General features: G+C 72.6%; 16 protein-coding genes. 14 read left to right on the top strand and 2 right to left on the bottom strand.

Annotated elements, in window-relative coordinates:
* From ACFY10_RS21910 to ACFY10_RS21880, 7 genes are all read left to right on the top strand, one after another.
* The coding region (locus tag ACFY10_RS21910) for an SDR family NAD(P)-dependent oxidoreductase (RefSeq protein WP_390666845.1) at positions 1-2,600 on the top strand (2,600 nt) is incomplete at its 5' end.
* 82 nt (positions 2,601-2,682) lie between these two features.
* On the top strand, positions 2,683-10,071 hold the full coding sequence (locus tag ACFY10_RS21905; RefSeq protein WP_390666844.1) for a beta-ketoacyl synthase N-terminal-like domain-containing protein: 7,389 nt from the start codon (positions 2,683-2,685) through the stop codon (positions 10,069-10,071).
* A gap of 30 nt (positions 10,072-10,101) precedes the next feature.
* Positions 10,102-11,730 (top strand): PfaD family polyunsaturated fatty acid/polyketide biosynthesis protein, encoded by a 1,629-nt coding sequence (locus ACFY10_RS21900; protein WP_390666843.1) that lies wholly within the window; start codon positions 10,102-10,104, stop codon positions 11,728-11,730.
* On the top strand, positions 11,718-13,406 hold the full coding sequence (locus ACFY10_RS21895) for an acyl-CoA dehydrogenase family protein (RefSeq protein ID WP_390666842.1): 1,689 nt from the start codon (positions 11,718-11,720) through the stop codon (positions 13,404-13,406). The genes ACFY10_RS21900 and ACFY10_RS21895 overlap by 13 nt, the downstream gene beginning before the upstream one ends.
* Positions 13,406-15,211, top strand: coding sequence for an acyl-CoA dehydrogenase family protein (locus ACFY10_RS21890; protein WP_390666841.1), 1,806 nt, complete (start codon positions 13,406-13,408; stop codon positions 15,209-15,211). The genes ACFY10_RS21895 and ACFY10_RS21890 overlap by 1 nt, the downstream gene beginning before the upstream one ends.
* Positions 15,208-15,972, top strand: coding sequence for a 4'-phosphopantetheinyl transferase family protein (locus tag ACFY10_RS21885; RefSeq protein ID WP_390666840.1), 765 nt, complete (start codon positions 15,208-15,210; stop codon positions 15,970-15,972). The genes ACFY10_RS21890 and ACFY10_RS21885 overlap by 4 nt, the downstream gene beginning before the upstream one ends.
* On the top strand, positions 15,951-17,252 hold the full coding sequence (locus ACFY10_RS21880) for an NAD(P)/FAD-dependent oxidoreductase (RefSeq protein WP_390666839.1): 1,302 nt from the start codon (positions 15,951-15,953) through the stop codon (positions 17,250-17,252). Before ACFY10_RS21885 ends, ACFY10_RS21880 begins: the two co-directional genes overlap by 22 nt.
* A gap of 23 nt (positions 17,253-17,275) precedes the next feature.
* Here the strand turns inward: ACFY10_RS21880 and ACFY10_RS21875 are convergent, their stop codons facing one another.
* The gene (locus ACFY10_RS21875) at positions 17,276-17,896 is read right to left on the bottom strand and encodes a MerR family transcriptional regulator (protein WP_390666838.1); all 621 of its coding nucleotides are present in this window, start codon (positions 17,894-17,896) and stop codon (positions 17,276-17,278) included.
* Positions 17,897-17,998: 102 nt separating this feature from the next.
* Between ACFY10_RS21875 and ACFY10_RS21870 the strand changes: the two genes are divergently transcribed.
* The 4 genes from ACFY10_RS21870 to ACFY10_RS21855 all read left to right on the top strand — a co-directional run bounded on the left by ACFY10_RS21870 (position 17,999) and on the right by ACFY10_RS21855 (position 20,933).
* Entirely contained in the window at positions 17,999-18,400 is a 402-nt protein-coding gene (locus ACFY10_RS21870; RefSeq protein ID WP_390666837.1) for a DUF3291 domain-containing protein, read from the top strand.
* A gap of 32 nt (positions 18,401-18,432) precedes the next feature.
* On the top strand, positions 18,433-19,878 hold the full coding sequence (locus ACFY10_RS21865) for an MFS transporter (protein ID WP_390666836.1): 1,446 nt from the start codon (positions 18,433-18,435) through the stop codon (positions 19,876-19,878).
* Between the two features lie 10 nt (positions 19,879-19,888).
* The gene (locus tag ACFY10_RS21860; RefSeq protein WP_390666835.1) at positions 19,889-20,485 is read left to right on the top strand and encodes a TetR/AcrR family transcriptional regulator; all 597 of its coding nucleotides are present in this window, start codon (positions 19,889-19,891) and stop codon (positions 20,483-20,485) included.
* A 148-nt stretch (positions 20,486-20,633) separates the two neighbouring features.
* Positions 20,634-20,933, top strand: a complete 300-nt coding sequence (locus ACFY10_RS21855) for a hypothetical protein (protein WP_390666834.1) — start codon at positions 20,634-20,636, stop codon at positions 20,931-20,933.
* Here the strand turns inward: ACFY10_RS21855 and ACFY10_RS21850 are convergent.
* Positions 20,883-22,058, bottom strand: a complete 1,176-nt coding sequence (locus ACFY10_RS21850; protein ID WP_390666833.1) for a DNA glycosylase AlkZ-like family protein — start codon at positions 22,056-22,058, stop codon at positions 20,883-20,885. The genes ACFY10_RS21855 and ACFY10_RS21850 overlap by 51 nt on opposite strands.
* Before the next feature lie 94 nt (positions 22,059-22,152).
* On the opposite strand from ACFY10_RS21850, the gene ACFY10_RS21845 reads away from it, so the two are divergent.
* From ACFY10_RS21845 to ACFY10_RS21835, 3 genes are all read left to right on the top strand, one after another.
* Positions 22,153-22,701 (top strand): YciI family protein, encoded by a 549-nt coding sequence (locus tag ACFY10_RS21845; RefSeq protein ID WP_390666832.1) that lies wholly within the window; start codon positions 22,153-22,155, stop codon positions 22,699-22,701.
* A 97-nt stretch (positions 22,702-22,798) separates the two neighbouring features.
* The gene (locus tag ACFY10_RS21840; RefSeq protein ID WP_390666831.1) at positions 22,799-23,365 is read left to right on the top strand and encodes a dihydrofolate reductase family protein; all 567 of its coding nucleotides are present in this window, start codon (positions 22,799-22,801) and stop codon (positions 23,363-23,365) included.
* Between the two features lie 69 nt (positions 23,366-23,434).
* A complete protein-coding gene (locus ACFY10_RS21835; RefSeq protein ID WP_390666830.1) occupies positions 23,435-24,232 on the top strand; it encodes an N-formylglutamate amidohydrolase in 798 nt (265 codons plus the stop codon).
* Positions 24,233-24,267 lie beyond the last annotated feature (35 nt).

The raw sequence follows: 24,267 nt of genomic DNA, 5'->3' as shown, positions 1-24,267 counted from the left end.
ACTCCATCAAGCGCGTCGAGATCATGGGCGTCCTCCAGGAACGCTTCCCCAGCCCCACCCCCGTCGGCCCCGAACAACTCGCCGAACTCCGCACACTGGGCGACATCGTGGGCTTCGTCGGCGGACTGGCCGGGGCGACGGCCCCTGAACCGCAGCGGTCCCACGTGCCGTCGGAGACCGCCGTCGCCGACGCCCCCACGCCGGGTGCGCTGGGTCGTGGGCAGGCCGCGCTCGTGGAACTGCCCGAGCCCGACCGGTTGGTGGGCGCCTATCCGCAGGGTGCCGTCGCCCTCGTCGTGGACGACGGCAGCGAGGTCGCTCAGGCCGCGGCGGCCGGACTCGTGGCGGACGGCTGGCAGGTGCGCGTGCTGCGCCTGCCCGGTGTGCCGCAGCGGATCACCGGTGCCGTGGACGCGGCCCTCACCGGCTGGGGCGCCCAGGAACTCGCTTCGTACATCGAGCAGTTGGCCGCGGATGCGCTGCATCTTGTCGCCTTCTTCGCCGCCGCGGACAAACTGCCGTGGGCGGAGGGGGTGCGCCGGCTCGCGCACACACTGCTCGTCGCCAAGCACGTGGTGGGACCGCTGACGGCCGCCGCCGGCACCGGGCAGCGGGCCGCGTTCGTGACCGCCACCCGGCTCGACGGCTCCTTCGGCCTGCACGGAGTGGCCGAGGACACGGCCCCGGCCGGCGGTGTCGCCGGCCTGGTCAAGACCCTCGCCGTGGAGGCGCCCGAGGTGTTCTGCCGGGCCGTGGATCTCGCGCCCGCCCTCAGCCCGGTGCAGGCCGCCGAACTGGTCCTGGCCGAGATCCACGACGCCTGCGCCACCTCGGTCCAGGTGGGCCACGACGGCACCCGCAGGGTCGCCCTCACGCTCGGCGAGGAGCCGGCCGCCCCGGCCACCGGCGTCCCCGTGCTCGCCTCGGACGATCTGCTGGTCGTCACGGGCGGCGGACGCGGCATCACCGCCCGCTGCGTCGCCGCGCTCGCCGCCGCACACCGCCCCGGGCTGCTGCTGCTCGGCCGTACCGCACTCGGCGCGGAGCCCGAGTGGGCCGCCGGCCTCACCGATGCGGCGGCGCTGAAGGCCGCGGCCGTGGAGCAGTTGCGGCAGGCGGGAGAGAAGCCGACCCCCAAGCGTGTCGAGCAGCTCTACCAGTCGGTCGTCGGCGAGCGCGAGATCCGGGCGACCCTGGCGGAGGTACGGGCAGCGGGCAGCGAGGTCGAGTACCTGGCGGTCGACATCACCGACGTCTCCGCCACCGCCGCCGCGCTGGCGCCGTACCTCGACCGGATCACGGGTGTGGTGCACGGTGCCGGAGTCCTCGCCGATCAGCTGATCTCCGCGAAGAAGGCGGCCGAGATCGAGCGGGTGTTCGCCGTGAAGCTCGGCGGACTGCGTTCGGTGCTCGCAGCCCTGGGGGACCGGCCGCTGCGGCACGTGATGCTGTTCTCGTCGGTGGCCGGGTTCTTCGGCAACCGCGGCCAGTCGGACTACGCGATGGCCAACGAGGTGCTCAACGCCTGGGCCACCGCCTACAAGCGCAACCACCCCGAGGCCCATGTGACCGCGCTCAACTGGGGCGCCTGGGACAGCGGAATGGTGTCGCCGCAGATCAAGGCGGTGTTCGAGGAGCGCGGCATCACCCTCATCCCTGAGGGGACCGGAGTCCGGCTGTTCACCGAGCAGTTCGCCCCCGAGCGGGCGGGTGACGTGGTCACCGTCCTCGGGCCGACCACTCCCCTGTCCGCGCCCGAGCACTCCGCAGCCACCGCGCCGACCGTCATGGAACGTGACCTGTCCGGCCTCCTGACCGATCCCCTGGTCGCCGACCATGTCATCGGCGACGCACCGGTGCTGCCCGCGGCGGCGGCCCTGGGCTGGACGGTGGGCGCTCTCGAGCGGCTGACCGGCCAAGTCATTGCCCGAATACGGGACTTCTCGGTCCACAAGGGCGTCGTCTTCGACGGTGACCTGGACGCCGGCCGGTTCCAGCTGTCCGTCGACCCGACGCCTGACGGGGCCGAGGCCGACGTCTCGATCCGGTCGGTGAACGGGGAAGGCGCCATGCGACCGCACTTCGCGGCTCGGGTGAGCCTCGGTGCGGCGTCCGAGCGGCCGCAGCCCCTGTCCGGGCTGCCCGTCCTCGGCGGCGGCAGCGACGCCCAGGGGTTCTACGCCGACGGCACGCTGTTCCACGGCGAGTCGCTGCGCGGCCTGCGCCGATTGCTGGAGTCGGGTGCCCCGCGGCTGGTCCTCGAGTGCGCGCTGGCCGAACACCGGCCCGCCGGTGGGGCGTTCGGGGGCGAGCGGTACGCGCCCGGCACCGCCGATCTGCTGCTGCAGGCCGCGCTGGTGTGGATGCGGCTGAACCTGGAGACGGCGAGCCTGCCGATGGCGGTGGCACAGGTCGACCTGTTCGAGGCGCTGCCCGACGGCGAGCCGTTCCTCGTGGTGGTGGAGCCGGAGTCGACGAACGGTCGGAGCGCGGCGCTCACAGTGACGGCGTGTGCGCCCGACGGACGCGTGTTGATGCGGTTCACAGGCGTCTCTCTTGTGTCCACCCCGCAGCTGGCCGCCAAGTTCGCGAGCCGCTGAACCGACCTACGGACCACCGGGTCCGGCGGACGGCCTCCCCCGACCGCCCGCCGGGCCCGGCCCCTTGGAGGAGACAGCTGCAATGAGCAAGTTCGCCATCGTCGGGATCTCCTGTCTGTTCCCCGGCGCCCACACCCCGGACGACTTCCTGCACAACCTCCGCACCGGCACGGACAGCCGACGTGACGGCGGCGAGGAGGTCTTCGGAGCACCGCTCGACGAGCGTGACCTCGACCCCCGCCACCGCATCACGTCGCGCCGCGGCGGCTTCGTCACGGACTTCCGCTTCGACCCGGCCGGCTACCGCCTGGACGCCGACCGCCTCTCCCGCCTCGACCGCCTCTTCCACTGGTCGATGCACACCGCCCGCGAGGCACTGCGCGACTGCGGCCTGGCCGACCGCCCCGAGATCCTGGCCCGCACCGGCCTCGTCATGGGCAACTACTCCTTTCCTACGCCGACTTCGGCGAAGGTCAGCGTCCCGCTGGCGCAGGAGGCCGTGCTGGCCGGGCTGCGCCGGGCCGGGCTGCCCGAGCTCGCCGGGCTGGAGGGGGCGCGCCCGCTGGTGGACCGGGACGCGATCGTTCCGGAGAACCTGCGGGTGAGCGGTTCGCCCGCCGCGGTCACCGCCGCCGCCCTCGGTCTCGGCGGACCGCGCTACTGCCTGGACGCGGCCTGCTCGTCGGCGCTGTACGCCCTCAGCCTCGCCTGCGGTCACCTCGCCTCCGGCCGGGCGGACGTGGTGCTGGCGGGCGCCGTCTGCGCGCCCGACCCGACCCTGATCCACCTGTCCTTCTCCGACCTGCACGCCTACCCCGAGGACGGCTTCAGCCAGCCCCTCGACGGCCGCTCCCGCGGCATCGTCACCGGGCAGGGCGCCGGCATGGTCGCGGTCAAGCGGCTGGCCGACGCGCTGCGCGACGGCGACCGCATCCACGCCGTGGTGGACGGCATCGGCCTGTCGAACGACGGCGCCGGCCGCCACCCCCTCGTACCGCGCAAGAACGGCCAGCTCGACGCGCTGGCCCGGGCCTACGCCGACGCGGGCGTCGACCCGGCCGACATCGACTACCTGGAGTGCCACGCCACCGGCACGCCCATCGGGGACGCGACCGAGGCGGAGTCCGTCGCGGAGTTCTTCGGCGCGCACGGCCGGGTGCCGCTGCTCGGGTCGGCCAAGGGCAACATCGGGCATCTGCTGACCGTCGGCGGACTGAGCAGCCTGCTCAAGGTCGTGCTGGCCATGGCCGACGGCACCATCCCGCCGACCGTCGGAGTGGCGGAGCCGATCAGCTCCCCGGACGGAAAGGTCAGTGCCCAGACCCTGGTGCGCTCCCCGCGCCCGTGGCCGGAGAACCCAGGTCCCCGACGGGCGGCGGTGTCCGCCTTCGGCTTCGGCGGCACGAACGCGCACGTCGTGCTCTCCGCCGCGCCCGACACGGCGGCGCACGCCGACGCCGAGCCCAGGAAGCTGCCCGGGCTGGACGTCGTGGGCCTCGGGGCTTCCTACGGATCGCTGGAGACGCTGGACGCCTTCGAGCGCGCCGTCCACCGCGGCGAGGACGCGCTACGGCCGCTGCCCGAGCGGCGCTGGCGGGGCCTGGACGCCACCGAGGGCGGAACCCTCGACGAGGCAGGACTCACCGCACCGCACGGCGCGTTCGTCGACGGCGTCGAGGTCGACCCCGCCGAACTCCGCGTTCCTCCCGCTGACTTGCGCATCTACAACCCGCAGCACGCCCTGATGACCAGGGTCGCGGACGAGGCCCTGCGCGACGCCGGGTTCCAGCTCGGCACCGGGCGCGACACGCCCGCCCCGCGCCGGGTGGCCGTGGTGGTGGCCGCGGAACTGGAGCCGTACACGCACGCCCGGCTGAGCCGGTACGGCCTTGCGGCGTTCCTGCGCGCCGAGTTCGACCGGGCCGGGATCCAGCTCACCGAGGAACAGCGGGCGGCACTCGCCGAGGTCGCCCGGGACGCCGTGGTGGACCCGATCGGCGCGAACGAGGTCCTGAGCTACATCGGCAATGTCATGGCCGGGCGGATCTCCTCCCGCTGGAACCTCACCGGCCCTTCGTTCACGCTCTCGGCCGAGGGCGCGGGTACCGCGGAGGCCCTGGAGGTCGCCCGACTGCTGCTGCTCGACCCGGAGCTGGAGGCGGTGCTGGTCGGCGCCGTGGATCTGGCGGGTTCGGCGGAAAGCCTGCTGACGGGCCCCCGGCCGGCCTCCGAGGCGGGGCTGTCCTTCAACGAGGGCTCCCGTGGGTGGCGTGTCGGCGACGGCGCGGGCGCCATGGTCGTCACGCGCGCCGATGCGCTGCCGGGCCGGGTGCACGCCCGGATCGACGCGGTCGCGGTGCGCTACGGCGACACATCCGACGCCCTGGCCGAGGCCGCGACGGCGGCACTGGAGGAGGCCGGGGTCGCCGCCACCGACGTGGGATACCTGGAGGCCCACGCGGGCGGCACCGTCGACGGCGACCGTGCCGAGCTCGCCGCCCTGTCACGGGTCTACCGGCACGGATCCGGCAGCACGGCGCTCGGCAGCGCCAAGTCCCAGCTGGGCGACACCGGTTGCGCCGCCGGGCTGGCCGGTCTGATCCGGGCCGTGCTGTGCGTCCGGCACGGCTATCTGCCCGGCACGCCCGGCTGGCGCCGCCCCGCCGAGGACCTCGCCGAGCTCTTCGCCGGCTCCGCGCTGTACGTGCCCGACGCCTCGCGTCCCTGGCTGCGGGAGCGGTCCGAGGACCGTCGTCGTGCCGCCGTGGACATCGTGGGCGCGAGCGGCTCCCACGCCCACGTGGTGCTGTCCTCCGTACCGACTGCCGAACGTCCCCGTCCCGCCGCCGACTGGCACCGGGCGGGCGGTCCCGTACTGCTGGCACTGGCCGCCGACACACCGGACGGACTGCTGGCCGAGGCCGAGCGGCACCGCGCGCTGCTCACCGACGGGGCCGACCCGCGGGTGCTGGCGCGCCAGGCGGCCGAAGGCCTGGCGGCGCGGGCACTGCGCATCGTGCTCGTGGGTGGTGAACGCGAGGCGCTGATACGGCAGTTGGAGCTGGCCATCCGCGATGTTCCGGCAGCTCACGCCGAGGGCAGGGAGTGGGCCACTCCGGCCGGTTCCTTCTTCACGCCGCGGCCCATCGGCCCCTCCGGCAAGGTTGCGCTGGTCTACCCCGGGGCCTTCAACAGCTACCCGGGCCTGGGCGCCGACCTGTTCCGGGCCTTCCCCGGCCTGCTCGACCGCTTCGAGCGGCAGGCCGCCGAGCCGGCCCGGATGCTGCGCGCCGCCCACCTCTACCCCCGCACTCTGGAAGCCCTCGACCGGCGTGGCCTGATGCGGCTGGAGGAGCGGCTCGGCGACGACGTCCCGTTCATGCTGGCCACCGGCACGAGCTTCTCGATCCTCTACACCGCGCTCGTGCGGGAGGTGCTCGGCATCACCGCGCACGGCGGGTTCGGCTACAGCCTCGGCGAGTCGAGCATGCTGTTCGCGACGGGCGGCTGGGACCCGGCCGGCCGTAGTGACGCCCTGATCAGCGACAGCCCGGTCTTCCAGGACCGGCTGTGCGGACCACGGCGCACGGTGCGGGAGTCGTGGGGTCTGTCCGAGGACACCCCCGACGCCCAGGTGTGGGCGTCCCATGTGCTCCTGTCCCCCGCCGAGCCGGTGCGCGAGGCGCTCGCCCGCTACGACCGCGTCCACCTCACCCACGTCAACACCCCGCAGGAGCTGGTGATCGCGGGCGACCCGGACCAATGCCGCGCGCTCATCGCGGAGTTGGGCTGCCCGGCCGCCCGCTCTCCCGTCAACGTCGTCATGCACTGCCCGGTCGTGGACCCCGAACTCGACGCCCTGGCCCGCATGAACGACTACCCGCTCGGCTCGTTCGGCGACCTGGAACTGTTCAGCGCCTACGACTACCAGCCGCTGCCCGCCGAGCGGCTGGCCGAGTCCCCTCGGCGCATCGCGCACACCCTGCGCTCCGAGATCGACTTCCCGCGCCTGGTGCGGGCGGCGTACGAGCGGGGCTACCGGTACTTCATCGAGGTCGGCCCGGGCGCCACCTGCTCGCGCTGGATCCGGGACACCCTCGGCGACGCCCCGCACGTGGCCGCCTGCGTAGACCGCCGGGGCGTTCCGGCCACCACACCGCTGGCCCACCTGGCGGCCCGGCTCGTCGGCCACGGTCTGCCGGTGGACCTGACCGCCCTGCTGGGGCCGGCCGCAGAGGCCGCTGCGAAGACCCGCCGTCTGCCCACCATCCGGCTGGGCCAGGGAGAAGCCATCCCGCAGCGCATCGCCCGTGAGGCCGTGGCCGCGTTGTCGGGGGCGGGCCGGCAGGAGCCCACGACGCCGGCTCACGCGCTCCGCGAGACGGTCGCCCCACCGAGTGCCCGCCGCGCCGAGGCGCCCGTCGTCCGCGCACCTGCCGCTCCGGCAACCACGAGATCGTCCGCCGCGGCTTCCGCCGCTGCGACGGCCTCGGAGCCGTCCACCACCCCCACACCCGCCGCCCCGGCGACTTCGGCACCATCCGCCGACCCCGCACCCGCCTCCGCCGTCCCTGCGACCGCGCCGTACCTGCCCGCCGTACCCGTCCTTTCCGTCCCGCCGGAGGAGTCCGCCGACATGCCCGCCGACCCGACCCTGGAAATCTCCGAGGTGATCACCTTCGACGGCGATCCGGTCACGGTCCTCGCCTGGGGCGGCCCGCAGCCGCCGGTGGCCGCCACCCCGGCCGAGACCGCACCCCCGCTCGTCGAACCGCCGGCGTCTGCGCCTGCGCCTTCCGAGCCCACCACCGCCGGCCGCGGCCAAGTCGCCGACCTGGTGCGGGACCTGCGGCGCGAGATGCTGGCCACCCACGAGGTGGTGATGGAAACCCACCGGGTGCTCCAGGAAGCCACCCTCGAACGCACCGAGACTCTCCTCGACCGCCCCGAGACCCTCCCTGACCGCAACGAGACTCTCCTTGACAGGCCGGCGCCGCCCCCCAGCCACCGTCCTGCCACGCCCGCTTCAGCCCCGGCCCTCCCTCAAGAGCCCCCCACGCAGGAGCCGCCCACGGTCCACGAGGGCGTCGTCTGGGACGAGGCTGACCTGCTGGAGTTCGCCACCGGCTCCGTGGCCAAGGTCTTCGGCCCCGACTTCGCCGAGATCGACACCTACGGTGCCCGGGTGCGGCTGCCCGCACCGCCCTACCACTTCGTCACCCGCGTCACCGAACTGGACGCCAGGCCGGGGGTGTTGGAGCCGTCCCGCATCACCACCGAGTACGACGTCCCCGAGGACGCCTGGTACGCCGTCGACGGCGGGGTCCCCCCGGCCGTGACCGTGGAGTCAGGCCAGTGCGACCTGCTGCTCGTCAGCTATCTCGGCATCGACTTCCGCAACAAGGGCGAGCGGGTCTACCGCCTGCTCGACAGCTCGCTCATCTTCCACGGCGGACTGCCCACGACCGGACAGACCCTGCGCTACGAGATCTCCATCGACCGGTTCGTCCACCAGGGCGACACCACGATCTTCTTCTTCAGCTACCACTGCTACGCCGACGGGGAGCTGATCCTCGAACTCAAGGACGCCTGCGCCGGGTTCTTCAGCAAGCGCGAGCTGGAGACCCCGCTCGGTGTCGTCCTCACCGACAAGGACCGCGCCCGCCGGGCCGCGCTGCCCAAGGGCACCTTCAAGCCGCTGGCGTACGCCCGCAAGGACCGGCTCGACGCGAACGACCTGGAGCTGCTGGCGCAGGGCCGGCCCGGTGAGGTCTTCGGCCCCGACCACGCGCAGGACCCGGGCATCAACCCGGCGCTGCGGCTGCCGGACGAACGGCTGCGCATGGTCGACGAGGTCACCATCGACCGCAAGGGCGGCCCCTGCGAGCTCGGCTCGATCGGCGCGGTCAAGCGCCTTCGGCCGGACGGCTGGTACTTCACCTGCCACTTCCCGGACGACCCGGTGCTCGCCGGCTCGCTGATCGCCGAGGGCGCGGTCCAGTTGCTGCAGATCTACCTGCTGCACCAGGGCATGCATCTCACGCTCCCGGACGCCCGCTTCCAGACGGTGACCGGGCGCCGTATCGACGTCCAGGTGCGCGGCCAGGTCACCCCGAAGGACGCCGAGATCCGCTACGAGGTCGAGGTCACCGAACTGACGCTGCTGCCGCGGCCGACCGTGATCGCGGACGTCCTCGTCTACCTCGGCGACAAGCCGGTGGTGCGAATGCAGAACCTCGGTCTGCAGATCGTGGAGAAGCCCGGCACGCCGTACCGGCCGGAGATCGGCGGCGTGCCGAAGTTCCTGGGCCGCCGTAACCGCAACGGCGAACCCGCCATGATCAACGAGCTGCATCTGGCCCATTCCGCCAAGGGCCTGCTGGACATGGCGATGGGCCCGGAGTTCGAGATCTACCGCAACTCCCGCGCCCCCTACATCCCCAACGGCGACTTCCAGTTCGTCGACCGGGTCATGTCCCTCACCGGGACACGCGGCGACCTGAGCCCCGGCTCGGAGATGATCACGGAGTACGACTCGCCGGACGACGCCTGGTACTACGCGCAGAACTCCTCGCCGTACATGCCGAACTGCGTGTACATGGAGTCCTCGCTGCAGGCGGCGATCTTCCTCGGCTACTACCTGGGCGCCACGCTGCGCCAGCCCGAGGAGGAGTACGCCATCCGCAACCTCGACGGCCGGGCGACCCTGGTCAAGGACATCGACCTGCGCGGCAGGACCATCCGGCACCACTCGAAGCTGCTGATGACAAGTGTCGTCTCCGGTGCGGTACTTCAGAACTTCTCGTACGAACTGAGCGCCGACGGGGAGGTGTTCTACACCGGCGAGTCCCTCTTCGGGTACTTCAACGCCGCTGCCCTGTCCAACCAGGTCGGCCTGGACAGCGGCACCTACCGCAAGCCGTGGATCGAGGCGGAGCAGCCGGCGGCCGACCGGGTGAAGCGGATCGAGCTGGGCGAGGGCTCACCCGTCTTCCGCGACTCCGCGGGCGGTCGACTGCACCTGCCCGCCGGACGGTTCGACCTCGTCGACCGGGTCGACCTGGTTGCGGACGGCGGCCGCTACGGCGCCGGATATCTGCACGGCCACCGCAGCCTCCGCCCCGACGAGTGGTACTTCGACTGCCACTTCCACCGGGACCCGGTGATGCCGGGCTCGCTGGGCGTCGAGGCGGTGCTGCAGGCGATGCGCCTGTTCGTCCTGGACGGGAACCTCGCCGAGGGCATCGCCCGGCCGAGCTTCGCCATGGCCACCGGCGTCGAGACCAAGTGGAAGTACCGGGGTCAGATCCTGCGCGACGACCGCGAGCTGTTCTTCGACGTGCACGTCAAGGAGGTCCGCAGGGAGGCGGACCGGCTGCTGCTGATCGCCGACGCGGACCTGTGGAAGCCGGGCCTGCGCATCTACGAACTCACAGACGTGGCCATCGAAGTCCGTCCCGAAGCCGACTGACGTCCCCTCAGCCGAGGAGTTTGACTACCCATGAGCACGACACAGGACCCGCTCCGCTGGTCCGGAACCGGATGTCCGAGCGTCGACTCGGCCGGAATCCACCAGGCCCTGGCCCAGGTGGAGCAGCCCTGCTTCATCGTCTCGACGGCGCGCGGCATCGGCGCGGTCGCGGGCGGTACGGCGGCCCCCGGCGGCAACGGCCCCGCCGTCCTGGCCGCCGTACCCGCCCTCCCGCCCGAGCGGCTCGGCTCGGCCGAGTTCCGGGCCGCGCACGGCGTACGGCAGTCGTACATGGCGGGCGCCATGGCCGGCGGGATCGCCTCCGCCGACCTGGTGATCGCGCTGGCCCGGCAGGGCTTCCTCGCCTCCTTCGGCGCGGCGGGCCTGCTGCCGGAGACGATCGCGAAGGTACTGGGCCGGTTCGCCGCCGAGATCCCCGGGCTGCCGTACGCGGTGAATCTCATTCACAGCCCGAGCGAGGAACGGCTGGAACGCGAGGCGGTCGAGCTGTTCCTGCGGCACGGTGTGCGGTGCGTGGAGGCCTCCGCGTACCTCGGGCTGACCGCGCACCTGGTCCGCTACCGGCTGGCCGGGCTGCGGCGCGACCCGTCCGGCCGGGTGGTCGCCGAGCACCGGCTCATCGCCAAGGTGTCCCGGGCGGAGACCGCCGAACGCTTCATGCGCCCCGCCCCGGCCGCGCTGGTCGACACCCTGCTGCGGGACGGGCTCGTCACTCCGGAGCAGGCGCAGCTCGCCCATCATGTGCCGCTCGCGGACGACATCACCGTGGAGGCCGACTCCGGCGGCCACACCGACCGCCGTCCGCTGCCGGCCCTCTTCCCGGTCATCCTGCGCGTGCGCGACCACATCCAGCGCGAACACCGCTACGCCACCCCCATCCGGGTCGGTGCGGCGGGCGGCCTCGGCACCCCGTCGGCCGTCGCCGCCGCCTTCACCATGGGCGCGGCGTACGTGGTGACCGGTTCCGTCAACCAGTCCTGCCTTGAGTCCGGGACCTCACCGGCCGCCCGGGCGCTGCTCGCCCAGGCGGAGGTCACGGACTGCGTGATGGCGCCCGCGGCCGACATGTTCGAGATGGGTGTGGAGCTCCAGGTGCTCCGCCGCGGCTCGATGTTCGCGATGCGGGCCCAGCAGCTCTACCGCCTCTACCAGGCCTACGACGGCCTGGAGGCGTTGCCCGCCGAGGAGCGGGCGCGGCTGGAGTCGCAGCTGTTCCGCCGTCCGCTGGAGGCGATCTGGCAGGAGTGCGTGGCGTACTTCAGCCGCCGCGACCCGGACCAGCTCGCGCGTGCCGCGGACAACCCCAAGCGCCGGATGGCGCTGGTGTTCCGCTGGTACCTGGGCATGGCCTCGCGCTGGGCGGTGACCGGCGAGGCCGACCGCACGGCCGACTACCAGATCTGGTGCGGCCCTTCGATGGGCAGCTTCAACGCCTGGGTCGCCGGCAGCTACCTCAGCACCCCCGAGAACCGGACGGTCGCCGACGTCGCCCACCATCTGATGCGCGGCGCCGCCTTCCACACCCGCCTGGCCCAGCTGGCCACCGCGGGCGTGACCATCCCCTCCTCCGCGGCCGACTACCAGCCCGTTCCGCTGGAGCTGCCCGCCCTCACCGAGGCGGCCCGATGGGCGAGTTGACGCCACAGGCCGTGGAGGAGCTCCTCGGGGATCCCGACGACCCCGCCAACCCGTACGGCTTCGCCGCCGCCGTCGCCCGCGACGAGAGCGACGCCCACCCGGACGAGCTGTGCCGCACGCTCGTCTCGGCGGGCTTCCACCTCAACTACCTGCCCAGGGAGTGGGGCGGCACCCTCGACTCCTTCGCCGACAGCATGACTTTGGTGCGCGCCGCGGCCCGCCGGGACGTCAACGTCATGCCCGGGACCATGTTCGGCATCATCGCCGCCACCTGCCTCCAACTGCACGGCAGCGAGGAGCAGCGGCGTCGGGTGGCCGGCATCCTGACCCGCGGCGGCTCGGTGGCGTTCGCCCTGACCGAGGCCGAGCACGGCAGCGATCTGCTGTCGGGCGAGGTGCGGCTCGACGAGGACGGGCGGCTGTACGGCGAGAAGTGGATGGTCGGCAACGGCCTGCGCTGCGAGGCCGTCTATGTGCTCGCCCGCACCGGCAAGCGCGGCCCGGGGGCCTTCTCGGCGTTCCTGCTGGACCCGGAGGGTGAGGGGCTGGTCCGTGAACCCGGCGCCCGCACCGGGGGCATGCGGGGGGTGGACACCGCGCGGTTGCGCTTCACCGGGCTGCGGGTTCCCGACGGCGCTCTGGTCGGCAAGAAGGGTGAGGGGCTCGAAGTGGCCGTCCTCGCCCAGCAGGCCGTACGCCTGATGAGCATGGCCGGCAGCCTCGGCTGCGCGGACAGCGCCCTGCGTCTGACGCTTCGTTTCGCCGCCGAGCGGCAGGTCTCCGGCCGGCCGCTGGCCGAATCACCGCATGCGCGCCGGGACCTGGCGATCGCCTCCGCGGCGCTGCTGGCCGCGGACGCGGTGGCGCTGGCCGCCGCCCGGGGCATCCATGTCGTCCCGGGGGCGTTCAGCGTCTGGGCGCTCGCCGCCAAGCACGTGGTGGCGGAGGCCACCGACGAACTGGTCCGGCGCTGCGCCGGCGTCCTCGCCACCCGCTCGGTGCTGCGCGAACAGGCGCCGGGCGCCGGACTGTTCCAGAAGCTGCAGCGTGATGTGGGCGTGGTCCGGGTGATCGACGCCAGCCCGCTGGCCAACCTGCGCGCGTACGCGGCCCAGATCCCCTCGCTCGCCGGGCGTGCGGGCACACCGGGTCAGGACGCCCTGCATCGGATCTTCGACCTCGACGCCGAGTTGCCGCCCTACGAGCCGACCCGGCTGGACCTGGTCGTCCGTGGCGCGGACCCCGTGATGGGCCAACTGCCCGATGTCTGCGACGTCCTGGAGGACCGCACCGCGGCGCTCGTTTGGCAACTCGGCGATGGACTGGCCGCGTTGGAGCTCGAGGCCGCTGCGGTACGGCGGCCCGGCGCCCGTCCCACCGCCCTGGTCGACCTGGCCGAGCGCTACGCCTGGCTGCACGCCGCCGCCGCGTGCGTGCACCTGTGGTGGGCCAACCGCGGCCGTTCGCTGTACGGCGGTGAGCCGGGCGAGGCGGGCTGGCTGCGCGCGGCCCTCGCCTTCCTGCTGGCCCGCGCCGACGGCGTCGACCCCCGCCGCGCGGGCCCCGAACTGCTGCCCGCCCTGGACACCACCCTGGCGCTCACCGGCGACAACCGGCTGCTGACCGCCCTGCCCGTCCCTCTCGCTCCCGCCTCGCACCGGATGGAGAACTCCTGATGTCCCAGGCCGAGTTGACCGAACTCGCCGAGCGGCTCGAGCAGTACCTCGGCGATCCGCACGACCCGGCGAGCCGGATGTCCTTCCCCGCCGTACTGGACCACGACGAGCGCGACAGCTTCCCGTACGCCTTCGTCAGCATGCTGCACCGCTGGGGCTTCCTCGACTACGGGCTGCCCGCCGAGCAGGGCGGCAAGGCCGGCAACCCGGAGACCGGGTTCACGCTGATGCGGCTGGTCGCACGCCGGGACGGGGCGACCGCGATCGCGCTGGGCCTGACCAATGCCGCGTTCACGCCGGTGTGGATCGCAGGCACCGACGAGCAGAAGCGCCGGCAGATCGACGACGTGCACGGCGGCGTCAGCATCGCGTGGGGGCTGTCCGAGGCCGCGCACGGCAGCGATCTGCTGAGCAATGAGGTGGTCGCCGAGAAGGTGCCGGGCGGCTACCGGCTGGCCGGTGAGAAGTGGCCGATCGGCAACGCCACCTTCGCCGACCGCATGGTCGTCTTCGCCCGCACCGGGCCGCGCGGCGGCGCCGGGGACTATTCGATCCTCGTCGTCGACAAGTGGCGGGCCGAGGCCGAGACGGTGCGCGAGACGCCGCTGCTCAAGCTGCACGGCGTGCGGGCCCTGGATCTCAGCGGCCTGCGGATGGACGGGGTGTTCGTGCCCGAGTCCGACCGCATCGGGGCCGAGGGGCAGGGACTGGAGATCGCCCTGAAAACCAGTCAGACGGCACGGCTGGTGATCCTCAGCCTTGCCCTGTCGGGCGTGGACACCTCGTTGCGTGCCGCGCTGGAGTTCGCGCAGGACCGGGTGCTGTTCAACACCCCTGTGATCGACTCCCCGTACACCGGGCGCCAGCTCGCCGAGTCTTTCGCCGACTTGATGGTGGCGGACGCGGTGTGCCTGGGCGCGGTGCGCAGCGTGCAGGCCTCGCCGGCGCAGGTGAGCGTGTGGTCGTCGGTGGCCAAGTACGTGGTGCCGACGCTGCTGGAGCAGACGCACTCCCGGCTGAGCGTGGTGCTCGGCGCGCGGACGTTCCTGCGCACGCATCCCCGCTTCGGCATGCACCAGAAGATGCTGCGCGACCTGTCGGTGACGAACGTCGCCGACGGCAACACCGTCGTCAATCTGCGCAATATCGGCCACCAGCTGGCATCCCTCCTGGAGAGGGCGCGCACGGCGAGCCCGGAGCTGCGCCGCGAGGCCGCGGAGCACACCGCCCTGCTCTACGCCATGGACGCCGAACTTCCCCTCTACCGGCCGCACTTGCAGGAGCTGTCCAGCCGCGGTCTCGACGACGCGATCCTGGCTTCACCCGACGCTCTGGTACGGCTGCGGTTGCTCGCCGACCGGGCAGCCGACAAGGACCGCGACCGGCTGCTGCTCGCCGCCGACGTGGCCGGCCAGCTGCTGGGCAGGCTCGGCCCGTTGGAGGAGCGGGCGCAGCGGCTGCGGGCGGAGCTGGGCCGCGGGTACGCCACCTCGGCCGAGCTCTTCGACCTGGCGCAGGAGTACTGCCTGGTGCACGCGGCCGCCGCGTGCGTGCACACCTACGTCCACTCGCAGGAGTCGATGGCCGCCCCGCTGCCGAGTGCTGCCCTGCTGCTGCTCCAACTGGAGCGGCTGAACCGGCAGTTCCACCCGTACGAGCCCTATCGCGACCCGACCGCCGCCGACGAGGTGCTGGCCGTACTCACCCGGCTGCACGAAGAGAACCGGCTGCTGTCGCACTGGCCGATCACCCTGGCGGACCGCACCGCCCCCACCGAGGGGGCCCGGTGCGCGGAAGCCCGGTGACCCCTGACACGCGGGCGATCGACCTGTGGACGCTGCCCGAGCAGCGGGTGGCGGAGCTGGCCTCCCGCATGGGCGGGACCGCGCTGCTGAGTTCCTCGGAGCGGGAGCGGCATGAGCGGCTGCGCCGCCCGGCCTCCCGGCGGCGCTTTCTCGGCGGCCGTCTGCTGAGCCGGCTCGCCCTCAGCGCCCGTGCCGAACTTCCGCCGGACACTTGGCAGTTCGCCCTCACCCGCACCGGCCGGCCCGAACCTCGCCCGGATCACGGACTGCGGTTCAACCTGTCGCACACCGATGGCCTGATCGTGTGCGTGGTCACGCGGGGCCGGGCCTGCGGGGTGGACGTCGAGCGCGTCCCCTTCGACCCCGACAAGACGCGCTTCGTGAGCGCCTACTTCGACACCGCCGACCGGTCCGGCCCCTACCGGTCCGCCACCTCGGCCCTCGACCCGACCAACCGATGGGTGCTCACCGAGGCCTACCTCAAGGGACTCGGTGTGGGCCTGGCCGACGGCCCGGCGGGCGTGCACTTCCGGCGGGCCGGTGCCGGACGGTTCACCGTCATCGACCACCGCCGGCCGGCCGCCGCCGCGCGATGGCAGCTCCAGCTGCTGCGCCCGTACCCGGACCACCTCGTCGCCGTGGCGACCGAGGGCGGCGGCACCCTGCGCCACCGCCACCCCGCCTGGGGCCGGAAGACCACGCCCCCCATGCCGCCTCTCTCCCGGAAGGAAGACCTGCCATGCCCCAGCACACCCCGCTGAACATCGCCGTGATCGGGGCCGGCCCCGCCGGCCTGTCCGCCGCCTACCACCTGCGCGACCGCGCCCGCATCACGATCTTCGAGCGCGAGAACCGGCCGGGCGGCCACGCCAACACCGTGGAGGTCGAGGAGAACGGCCGGACCATCGGCCTGGACACGGCGTTCATCGTCTGCAACCGCCGCTTCTACCCGCAACTGACCGCCTTCTTCGACGAGTTGGGCGTCGAGACGGTCGCCCACCCGGGCGGCTTCACCTTCTTCGACCTCGACAGCGGGCTGGAGTTCGGCACCGAGGAACTCGAGTGGGACGAGTCCGCCATCGAAGAGCGCTACGCCGCCGACCACCCGGCCTTCCCGACGGTCTGGCGGGAGGCGCGCCGCTTCCACGAGGAGAGCCGCCGGGACTTCGTGCGCGGCCGGGCGAACATGTCGCTGGGCGCCTACCTGGACCAGGGCGGCTACAGCCAGGAGTTCCGCCACTCGTTCCTGATCATGCTGTGCTCGGCGGTCTGGTCGGTGCCCGCCGAGCTGATCTGGGAGATGCCGGCGGCGACGGTGATCGCGTTCTTCGTCGGCCACGACGAGGGCGGTCTCGGCGGGCAGCGGGTCGACTGGCGGACGGTGGGCGGCGGTTCGATCTCCTACGTCCGCAAGGCCCTCGCGGCGATCGGCCCCGACCTGCGGGTCTCCGCTGCGGCAACCGGCGTACGGCAGGAGCCGGATCATGTCTCCGTGACCACGGCCGCCGGCACGGAGCGGTTCGACTACGCAGTGCTCGCCACGCACGCCGACGAGGCCTTCGCCCTGCTGCAGAACCCCACCGACGCCCAGCGGGCGGCGGTGGAAGGGGTGCGGTACAGCCGCTCCCGGGTGGTCCTGCACACCGACCCGTCCCTGATGCCCACGGACCGGGACAGCTGGATGTCCTGGAACTACGGCAAACTCCGGGTGGACGGCGAGACCCGTTGCTTCGTCACCTACTACCTCAACCAGCTGCAGGACTTCACGGCCGAGCGGGACTACTTCGTCACCCTCGACCCGCCCGGCCCGGTGGACGCCGCCTCGGTCCTCGCCGAGTTCGACTACACCCACCCGGTCATCGACATGGATCTGCGCCAGCGGCAGTCGGCGATCTACGACGCCAACGAGGGCACCCGGTTGAAGCTGTGCGGGTCCTACTTCCACTCCAAGCAGCTGGGCCCGGACCAGATCGGCTCGCACGAGGCCGCGTTCGCGGCGGGCGCCGAGGCGGCGGCCCAGCTCCTGCGCGAACTGGGCTGAACCGGACCGGTTCGAGGGGCGGTTCAGTGCTCACCGTGCCGTCGCGCCGACTCGTTCTCCTGGGCCATGCGCCGCAGTGCCAGCAGCGCGGGCTCCAGGAGGACGGTCAGCAGCAGCGCCCGTTCCGCCAGTTCCAACGGGTCCTCCATGCCGTCGAGCTGGTCGAGGTCGAGAGATGCCGTCTGTTCGGCCAGGCGGGCGTAGGGCAGCAGGGTGCGCAGGTCCAGCGGGGCGCCGAGGGTGCGCAGCGAGGTCAGGGTCTCGGCGAGGTCGGCCCTGGCCGGTGCCGCCTGGTGCACGTTCCAGCCCAACTCCTTGACCAGTTCGTCGACTTCCGCCGTTTCCGGCGGGCCCGCCGCGGGCTCCTCGGCCAGCCGGATCGCGCCGAGGGCGAGGCCCAGGACGCGGTGGGTGTCGTCGGTGTGTTCGGCCAGGGCGCTCAGCACGTCCCGGGCGGTGCTCACGGACAGGCCCCGCACGCCGACGAGGGCGCGGACCAGGCGCAGCCGGCGCAGATGCTGATCGTCGTACTCGGCCTGGGTGGCGGCGGTCTGCCGTCCGGGGGGAAGCAGGCCCTCGCGGATGTAGTACTTGATCGTCGTGACCGAGGTACCGCTGCGGCGGCTCAGTTCGGACATACGCATCGGAAACGGCTCCGCTCTGGAAATTGGATACCTCTACTGTCTAGTCTGGATAGTAGAGGTATCCAATTCTATCCCTCCGAGCAGCCGAAGAAGGCCGCAGCCATGCCCACACTGCCCTGGACCACCGTCTCCACCCCCGCACCGGACGCCCAGGCGTTCGTCATGGCGTCCCGCCTGGAGGTGCGCTCCCTCAAGGACGTACCGCGTTTCTTCCTCAAGTCCCTGGCCGCGTGGAAGCAGGTCTCCAAAGCGCCCGGCGCGTACGGCGCCTCGCTGATCGCCGAGCCGTTCAGCCGCACCTTCTGGACCCTGTCGGCCTGGCACGACAAGGAGGCGCTGTACACGTACGCGAAGACCGAGCCGCACCGCTCGATCATGACCGGGCTGCGGCCCACGATGAAGGACTCGGTCTTCACCTTCTGGCAGGTCCAGGCGGCCGACCTGCCCATCGACTGGACGGACGCCCGGCGCCGGCTCGCCGAGCAGCAGACCACCGAGGCCTGATCCCCCCACCGGCTCCCCAGGAGAGACCCACCATGACCCTGTCCGAACAGAACCCGGCCCTCGCCGACCAGGTCGACACACCGGCCGCCCCCGCCGGCCGCCGCATCCCGCTCTGGCTGGCGATCGTGGCGTGCAGCGTGCCCATGTTCATGGTCGCGCTCGACAACCTCGTCGTATCGACCGCCCTGCACACCCTCGCCGTCGACCTCGAGGCGTCCACCCAGCAGCTGCAGTGGTTCGTCAACGCCTATGTCCTCAGCTTCGCCTGTCTGCTGATGACCGGCGCGGCCCTCGGCGACCGGTTCGGCCGCCGCCGCGTCTTCGTGCTCGGCATCGCCGTGTTCACGCTGGCCTCCATCGGCTGCGGCCTGTCCGACACCAGCGCGCAGCTGATCACCTTCCGCACGGTCCAGGGCTTCGGCGCGGCGGCCGTCATGCCGCTGTCGCTGACCCTGCTCTCCCACGCGGTGCCGGAGCGGCTGCGCGGCATGGCGCTCGGCGTGTGGTCCGGGGTCAGCGGGCTCGCCGTGGCGATGGGCCCGGTGGTGGGCGGCGCGGTGGTCGACGGCCTGGACTGGCGGTGGATCTTCTGGATCAACGTGCCGGTCTGCGTGATCGCCGTCCCGCTGGTCCTCTTCGCCCTGCGCGAGAGCTCCCTGCCCGCCGTGCGCCTGGACCTGGCGGGCATGCTGCTGGCCGCGGCCGGCCTGTGCGCCGTGGTGTGGGCCATCGTGCACGGCGAGAGCGATGGCTGGACCTCGGCGAAGGTGCTCGGGGCGTTCGCGGCCGGTGCCGTACTGCTGGCCGCCTTCGTCGTCTGGGAGGCCCGCGCCCCGCAGCCGATGCTGCCGCTCTCCTTCTACCGGGTACGCGCCTTCACCCTCACCAACATCGTCTCCGCGACCATGTACTTCGGCGTCTTCGGCTCCCTGTTCCTGCTCGCCCAGTACCTCCAGATCGTGCCCCCGCGCACCCCGCTGGAAGCCGGTGTCCGCACCCTCGCCTGGACCCTGATGCCGATGTTCGTCGCCCCGGTCGCCGGGCTGCTCACCGACAAGGTCGGCGGCGGCCGGCTCATGGCGCTGGGGCTGTTCCTTCAGGGCGTGGGCCTCGGCTGGATCAACCTGGTCGCCGACACCGACACCGCGTACTCCTCCCTCGTCGGCCCCATGATCGTCGCCGGTGTCGGCATGGGCTTCGTGTTCGCGCCCACGGCGGCCGTCGTGCTCGGCTCGGTCGCCAAGGAACACGCGGGCAAGGCGTCCGGCGCCAACACGACGGTGCGGGAGATCGGCGGCGCGCTCGGCATCGCCGTACTGAGCACGGTGTTCGTGACGTACGGCAGCACGCAGAGCCCGCAGCAGTTCATCGACGGGCTGCACCCCGCGGTCTGGGTCGGCGTGGCGGTGGTGTTCGGCGGCGCGCTGTGCGCCCTCGGCATCCCGCGCCGGCCCCGCCCGGCGGACGTGGAGGGGTGAGCCCGGCCGCATGGTGAGGATGAGCGCGGCGGAACGACGGGAGGCCGTGGTGCGCGCGGCCGAGGCCGAGTTCGCGCGGCGGGGCTACCACGCCACCTCGACCGGAGCGATCGCCCGGCGCGTGGGCGTCTCGCAGCCGTATCTGTTCCGGCTGTTCCCCGACAAGAAGGCGATCTTCGTCGCCGCCGCGCTCAGGTCCCTGGAGGACACCCGCCTGGTCATGGAGGAGGCGGCCTGGGGCCTGGAGGGCACCGAGGCGCGCCGCGCCATGGCGCAGGCCTACGCCCGGCTGATCACGGAGCGGCCCGACCGGCTGGCCATGCAACTCCAGTCCTACGTCACCGTGGCCGCCGCCGAGGCGGCTGGAGACCACACGTTCGGCGAGGCGATCCGGGCCGGCTGGACCGGGCTCTGGGAGACGGTGCACACGCCACTGGGTGCCGACACCACCGAGACCTCGGCCTTCATGGCCTGCGGGATGCTGCTGGGCGCCCTGACGACGATGGGGTTTCCGCCCGGCCACCGGGTGTGGGAGTGGGTCGGCTCGGCCCTCAAGCCTCCGACTCCATCTCCGGCCACCGGGCCAGGTCCTCGATCTCCCGGCTGATCTCCGCGCCCATGCCGCCCGCCCTCGAAGACGCGACGCCGCCGAGACGTCGCAAAGCCGCGCCACGAACGGCCTACCACGGCAGGTGACCGGTGGCCCGGCTCGGTCTACTGAACGGGGGAAGCGAGTAAATCAGAGGAGGCAGTCCATGGCTGTTGTGTTGTCCTTGACCTGGACAGGGGTCACGCCCCAGCAGTACGACACCGTCCGGCAACTGGTCGACTGGGAGCAGGACCAACCAGACGGCGCCGTCCTGCACGTGGCCTGGTTCGACGGGGGCGCGCTGCACGTCACCGACGTATGGAATGCCCAATCCGACTTCGAGCGGTTCTTCGGCGGGCGGCTGGCACCCGCCGTCAAGGAAGCCGGCATCACCGGTGAGCCTCAGTCCACGTTCTCACCGCTCCACCGGCGTTTCGTGGCCTCCGGGGTCAGCGACGGCGGCTGACACTGCCGAGTCGGGCAGTGCCTGGCCGGGCGGTACGAGCTCCAGCCCGAGCCAGCGGGCCAGGTCCTCGATCTCCCGGCCGATCTCCGCCGTCATGGTCGTGGTGAACGGGACGTCCTCATGGACGGCGCCGACCCGCAGCAGCCCGGCCTTGCGGTCGGCTGTGGCGTCGAGTTTCCCGACCAGCCGGTCCCCGTACAGGACCGGCAGCGCGAAGTACCCCCAGCGGCGCTTGGCGGCGGGCTTGTACATCTCCAGCTGGTATTCGTACTCGAACAGCTCGGTGGTGCGTCTGCGGTCGTGGACGAGGCGGTCGAAGGGTGACAGCAGGGCCGCCCGCCCCTCGAAGGGCAGGCCCAACTGGGCCGGATCCACCCGCCACTTGCCCCGCACGCCCGCCACGACCGCTGGCTCACCCGCCTCGCCCACGTCCGCCGGCTCCACCTGACACTCAGGACCGCGGGCGCGGGCGATGCCGAGGGCGCGCAGCCGCCGCTCGTCGCGGATGCGCAGCGCCTCCTCCACCGGGACCGCCGGGAGGTCGGGGTAGACCCGGCCGGCAAGGTCCCACAGCCGGTCACCGCCGCGGCGTCCGGCGACGGCGACCTCACCGCGCTGCACCATCAGCTCCAGGAGCTTGGTGACGTTGCGGTTGTTGCTCCAGCCGCTCGACTTCCACGGCTGGGCGCAGGTGTCCGGGAGGGCGCGCGAGGGCAGCGGCCCCTCGGTACCGAGCCGGTCGAGGATGTCCCGACGGCAGACGTCGTTGGTCGCCACCCACGACCGGTGGTACTCACGCCACGACGAGGGCGTCCCCCGCTCCGGCCACTCGGCCATCTCGGCGCGGTACAGCGCGAGATCCTCGGCCGGCCGGATCATCGCCTGCAGTTCCAGCAGGGTGCGTCTCTCCAGCGCGGCGCTCAACTGGCCCGGTGCGTACGGCGATCCGAGCCGGCTCCACGCCACCAGGTCGGCGTTGGGCGCGACGGCGGCGGTCGGGTCGATCTGCAGCAGGGTCAGCCCGCGCACCACATCCAGCAGCCCGGCCGGCCGTACGGCGTCCAGGAGTTGGGCACGTACGGCGATCCGGCGGGCCTCGGTGCGCGAGAGCTCATGCACGGTCATGGCACGAGATTAGGAGAGGGGGGTGACAACGGCAGGTCGGTCACTCGGTATAACCCTTTGAGATCCCGTCGCGCGTTGGGAAGAGTCTGCGGCCATGGAGTTCTTCTGCTACCACCGCGACCGGCCCGGCTCCGTCCCGCTGCGCGAGGAGCTGCTGGAAGAGCACTGGTCCTACATGGACCGGTACACGAAGGAGCTGATCGCCCGCGGCCCGACCTTCGCCGCCGACGGTGACACGCCCACCGGCAGCGTGCACATCGTCGACCTGCCGGATCCCGCCGCCGCCCGCGCGTTCGCCTTCGACGAGCCCAACCACCAGGCCGGCGTGTACCGGGACGTGCTGCTGCGCCGGTGGCGCAACCTGCTGGGGCGCACCATGTGGGAGTTCGGCGGCGGCCGCACCGGCGGCAGCTGCTACCTGGTGCTCGGTCTCGGCTCGGGGCCGGCCGCCGACCTCGCCGTGCCGGCCGACCGGGACGACCTGATCGCGTACGGGCCGCTGCTGTCCGACGACGGCGCCTCCTGGCTCGGTACGGCGGTGCTGCTCCGGGCCCCGGACCCGGGCACGGCACGCGCCGTCCTGACCGCGGGGCGGTACGCCGACATCGAGGTGCACCCCTGGGAGTTCGGCGGGCGGCGGTGACCGAGGGACACGCCACAAAGTTTTCTCGGCGCTGTGTCGATCGGCGGGTTTCCCGTTCGACGCACGGATGACAGCAGTCGACCTGCAAGGAGAGATCATGCAGATCCGCGCCCGTATGAGCATGAGTGCCGACGGCTTTGTGACCACGCCGACCGGCTGGCCCTCGCTGACGGCCGATCCCGCGTTCGTGTCCGGCGAGAGCCACGGCATCCGGGAGTTCCTCAAGGGGTGCGAGGCGGCTCTGATGGGCCGTACCACCTTCGAGCCGGCGCTGACCAACGAGCGCTGGCCCTGGCCCGACCTGGACGTGTTCGTGCTCGGCTCGCACCGTCCGGCCGGCACCCCCGACCACGTCGTCACCGACAGCGATCCCCTACGGCTGCTGGAGAAGCTCCGCGCGGCCAACCGGGGCGGCGACGTCCACCTCATCGGAGGCCCGCGGACGATCGGGACCTTCCACACCCTCGGCGCGCTCGACACCCTCGAGCTGGTGGTCCTGCCGCTCCTGTTCGGCAGCGGAATGCGGCTGACACCCGCGCTCAGTCCCGACACCGGCCTGGCGTTCCAGCGCGAACGTGCCCTCCCCGGAGGTGCGGTGGAGATCGTCTACTCCTGCCGGGGCAGTCGCAGCCGGCTTCCCGGCATGCCCGCGAGCCAGCGCTGAGCTCGCCCCGGCGACCGGCAGGATGCAGATCATCCACCAACCTCACCGACATGCCCCGGGAGCCGCCCCATGCCCTCCGCCGCACCATCCTTCGAGTTCCTGCCCGGCGCGGCCGGCTCCCCCGTGATCCTGCATGTTCCGCACTCGGCGCGGGAGATACCGGCCGCGGTGCGCCCGGGCATCGTGCTGGACGACGCGGCGCTGGAGCGGGAGCTGGACCACATCACCGACGCGCACACGGCCGAGCTAGCCGACGCGGCGGCCGGCCTGTCGGGCGTCACCCCGTGGCGGTTCGTCAACCGGCTCTCGCGGCTGGTCGTCGATCCGGAGCGGTTCCCGGACGAGCGGGAGGAGATGCGGTCCGTCGGGATGGGCGCGGTCTACACCCGGACCACCCACCGGGAGGCCCTGCGGCCCGCGGACACCGACCCCGAACCGCTGGTCGACCGCTACTTCCGGCCGTACGCACAGGCCATGACGGAGGCCGTGGCCGACCGGCTGGCCGCCACGGGACGGGCTGTGATCATCGACGTCCACTCCTACCCGACCGCCCCGCTGCCCTACGAGCTGCACGCCGAGGGCCCCCGGCCGCCGGTCTGCCTGGGCACCGACTCCTTCCACACGCCGCCTAAGCTGCTCGCAGCGGCGCGGGAGGCCTTCGCGTCGTTCGGGGAGACGGGGCTGGACAGCCCGTTCAGCGGGACGTATGTGCCGCTGGAGTTCTACGGCAGGGATCCGCGGGTGAGCGCCCTGATGGTGGAGATCCGCCGGGACACGTACATGTCCGAGCCGGGCGGGCCCGCCGGCCCCGGACTCGGCCCGCTGGCGTCGGCGCTGGCCGCACTCGTCGGCGCCGTCACGGGCTGAGGCACGGGCTGCGACCTCCGGCTGGAGCACTCCCG

Origin of the sequence: Streptomyces sp. NPDC001401 (genome assembly GCF_042895385.1) — a bacterium.
GTDB lineage: Bacteria > Actinomycetota > Actinomycetes > Streptomycetales > Streptomycetaceae > Streptomyces.
Note: the sequence above shows the minus strand (reverse complement) of the source record. Positions and strands in the feature narration are given on the sequence as shown.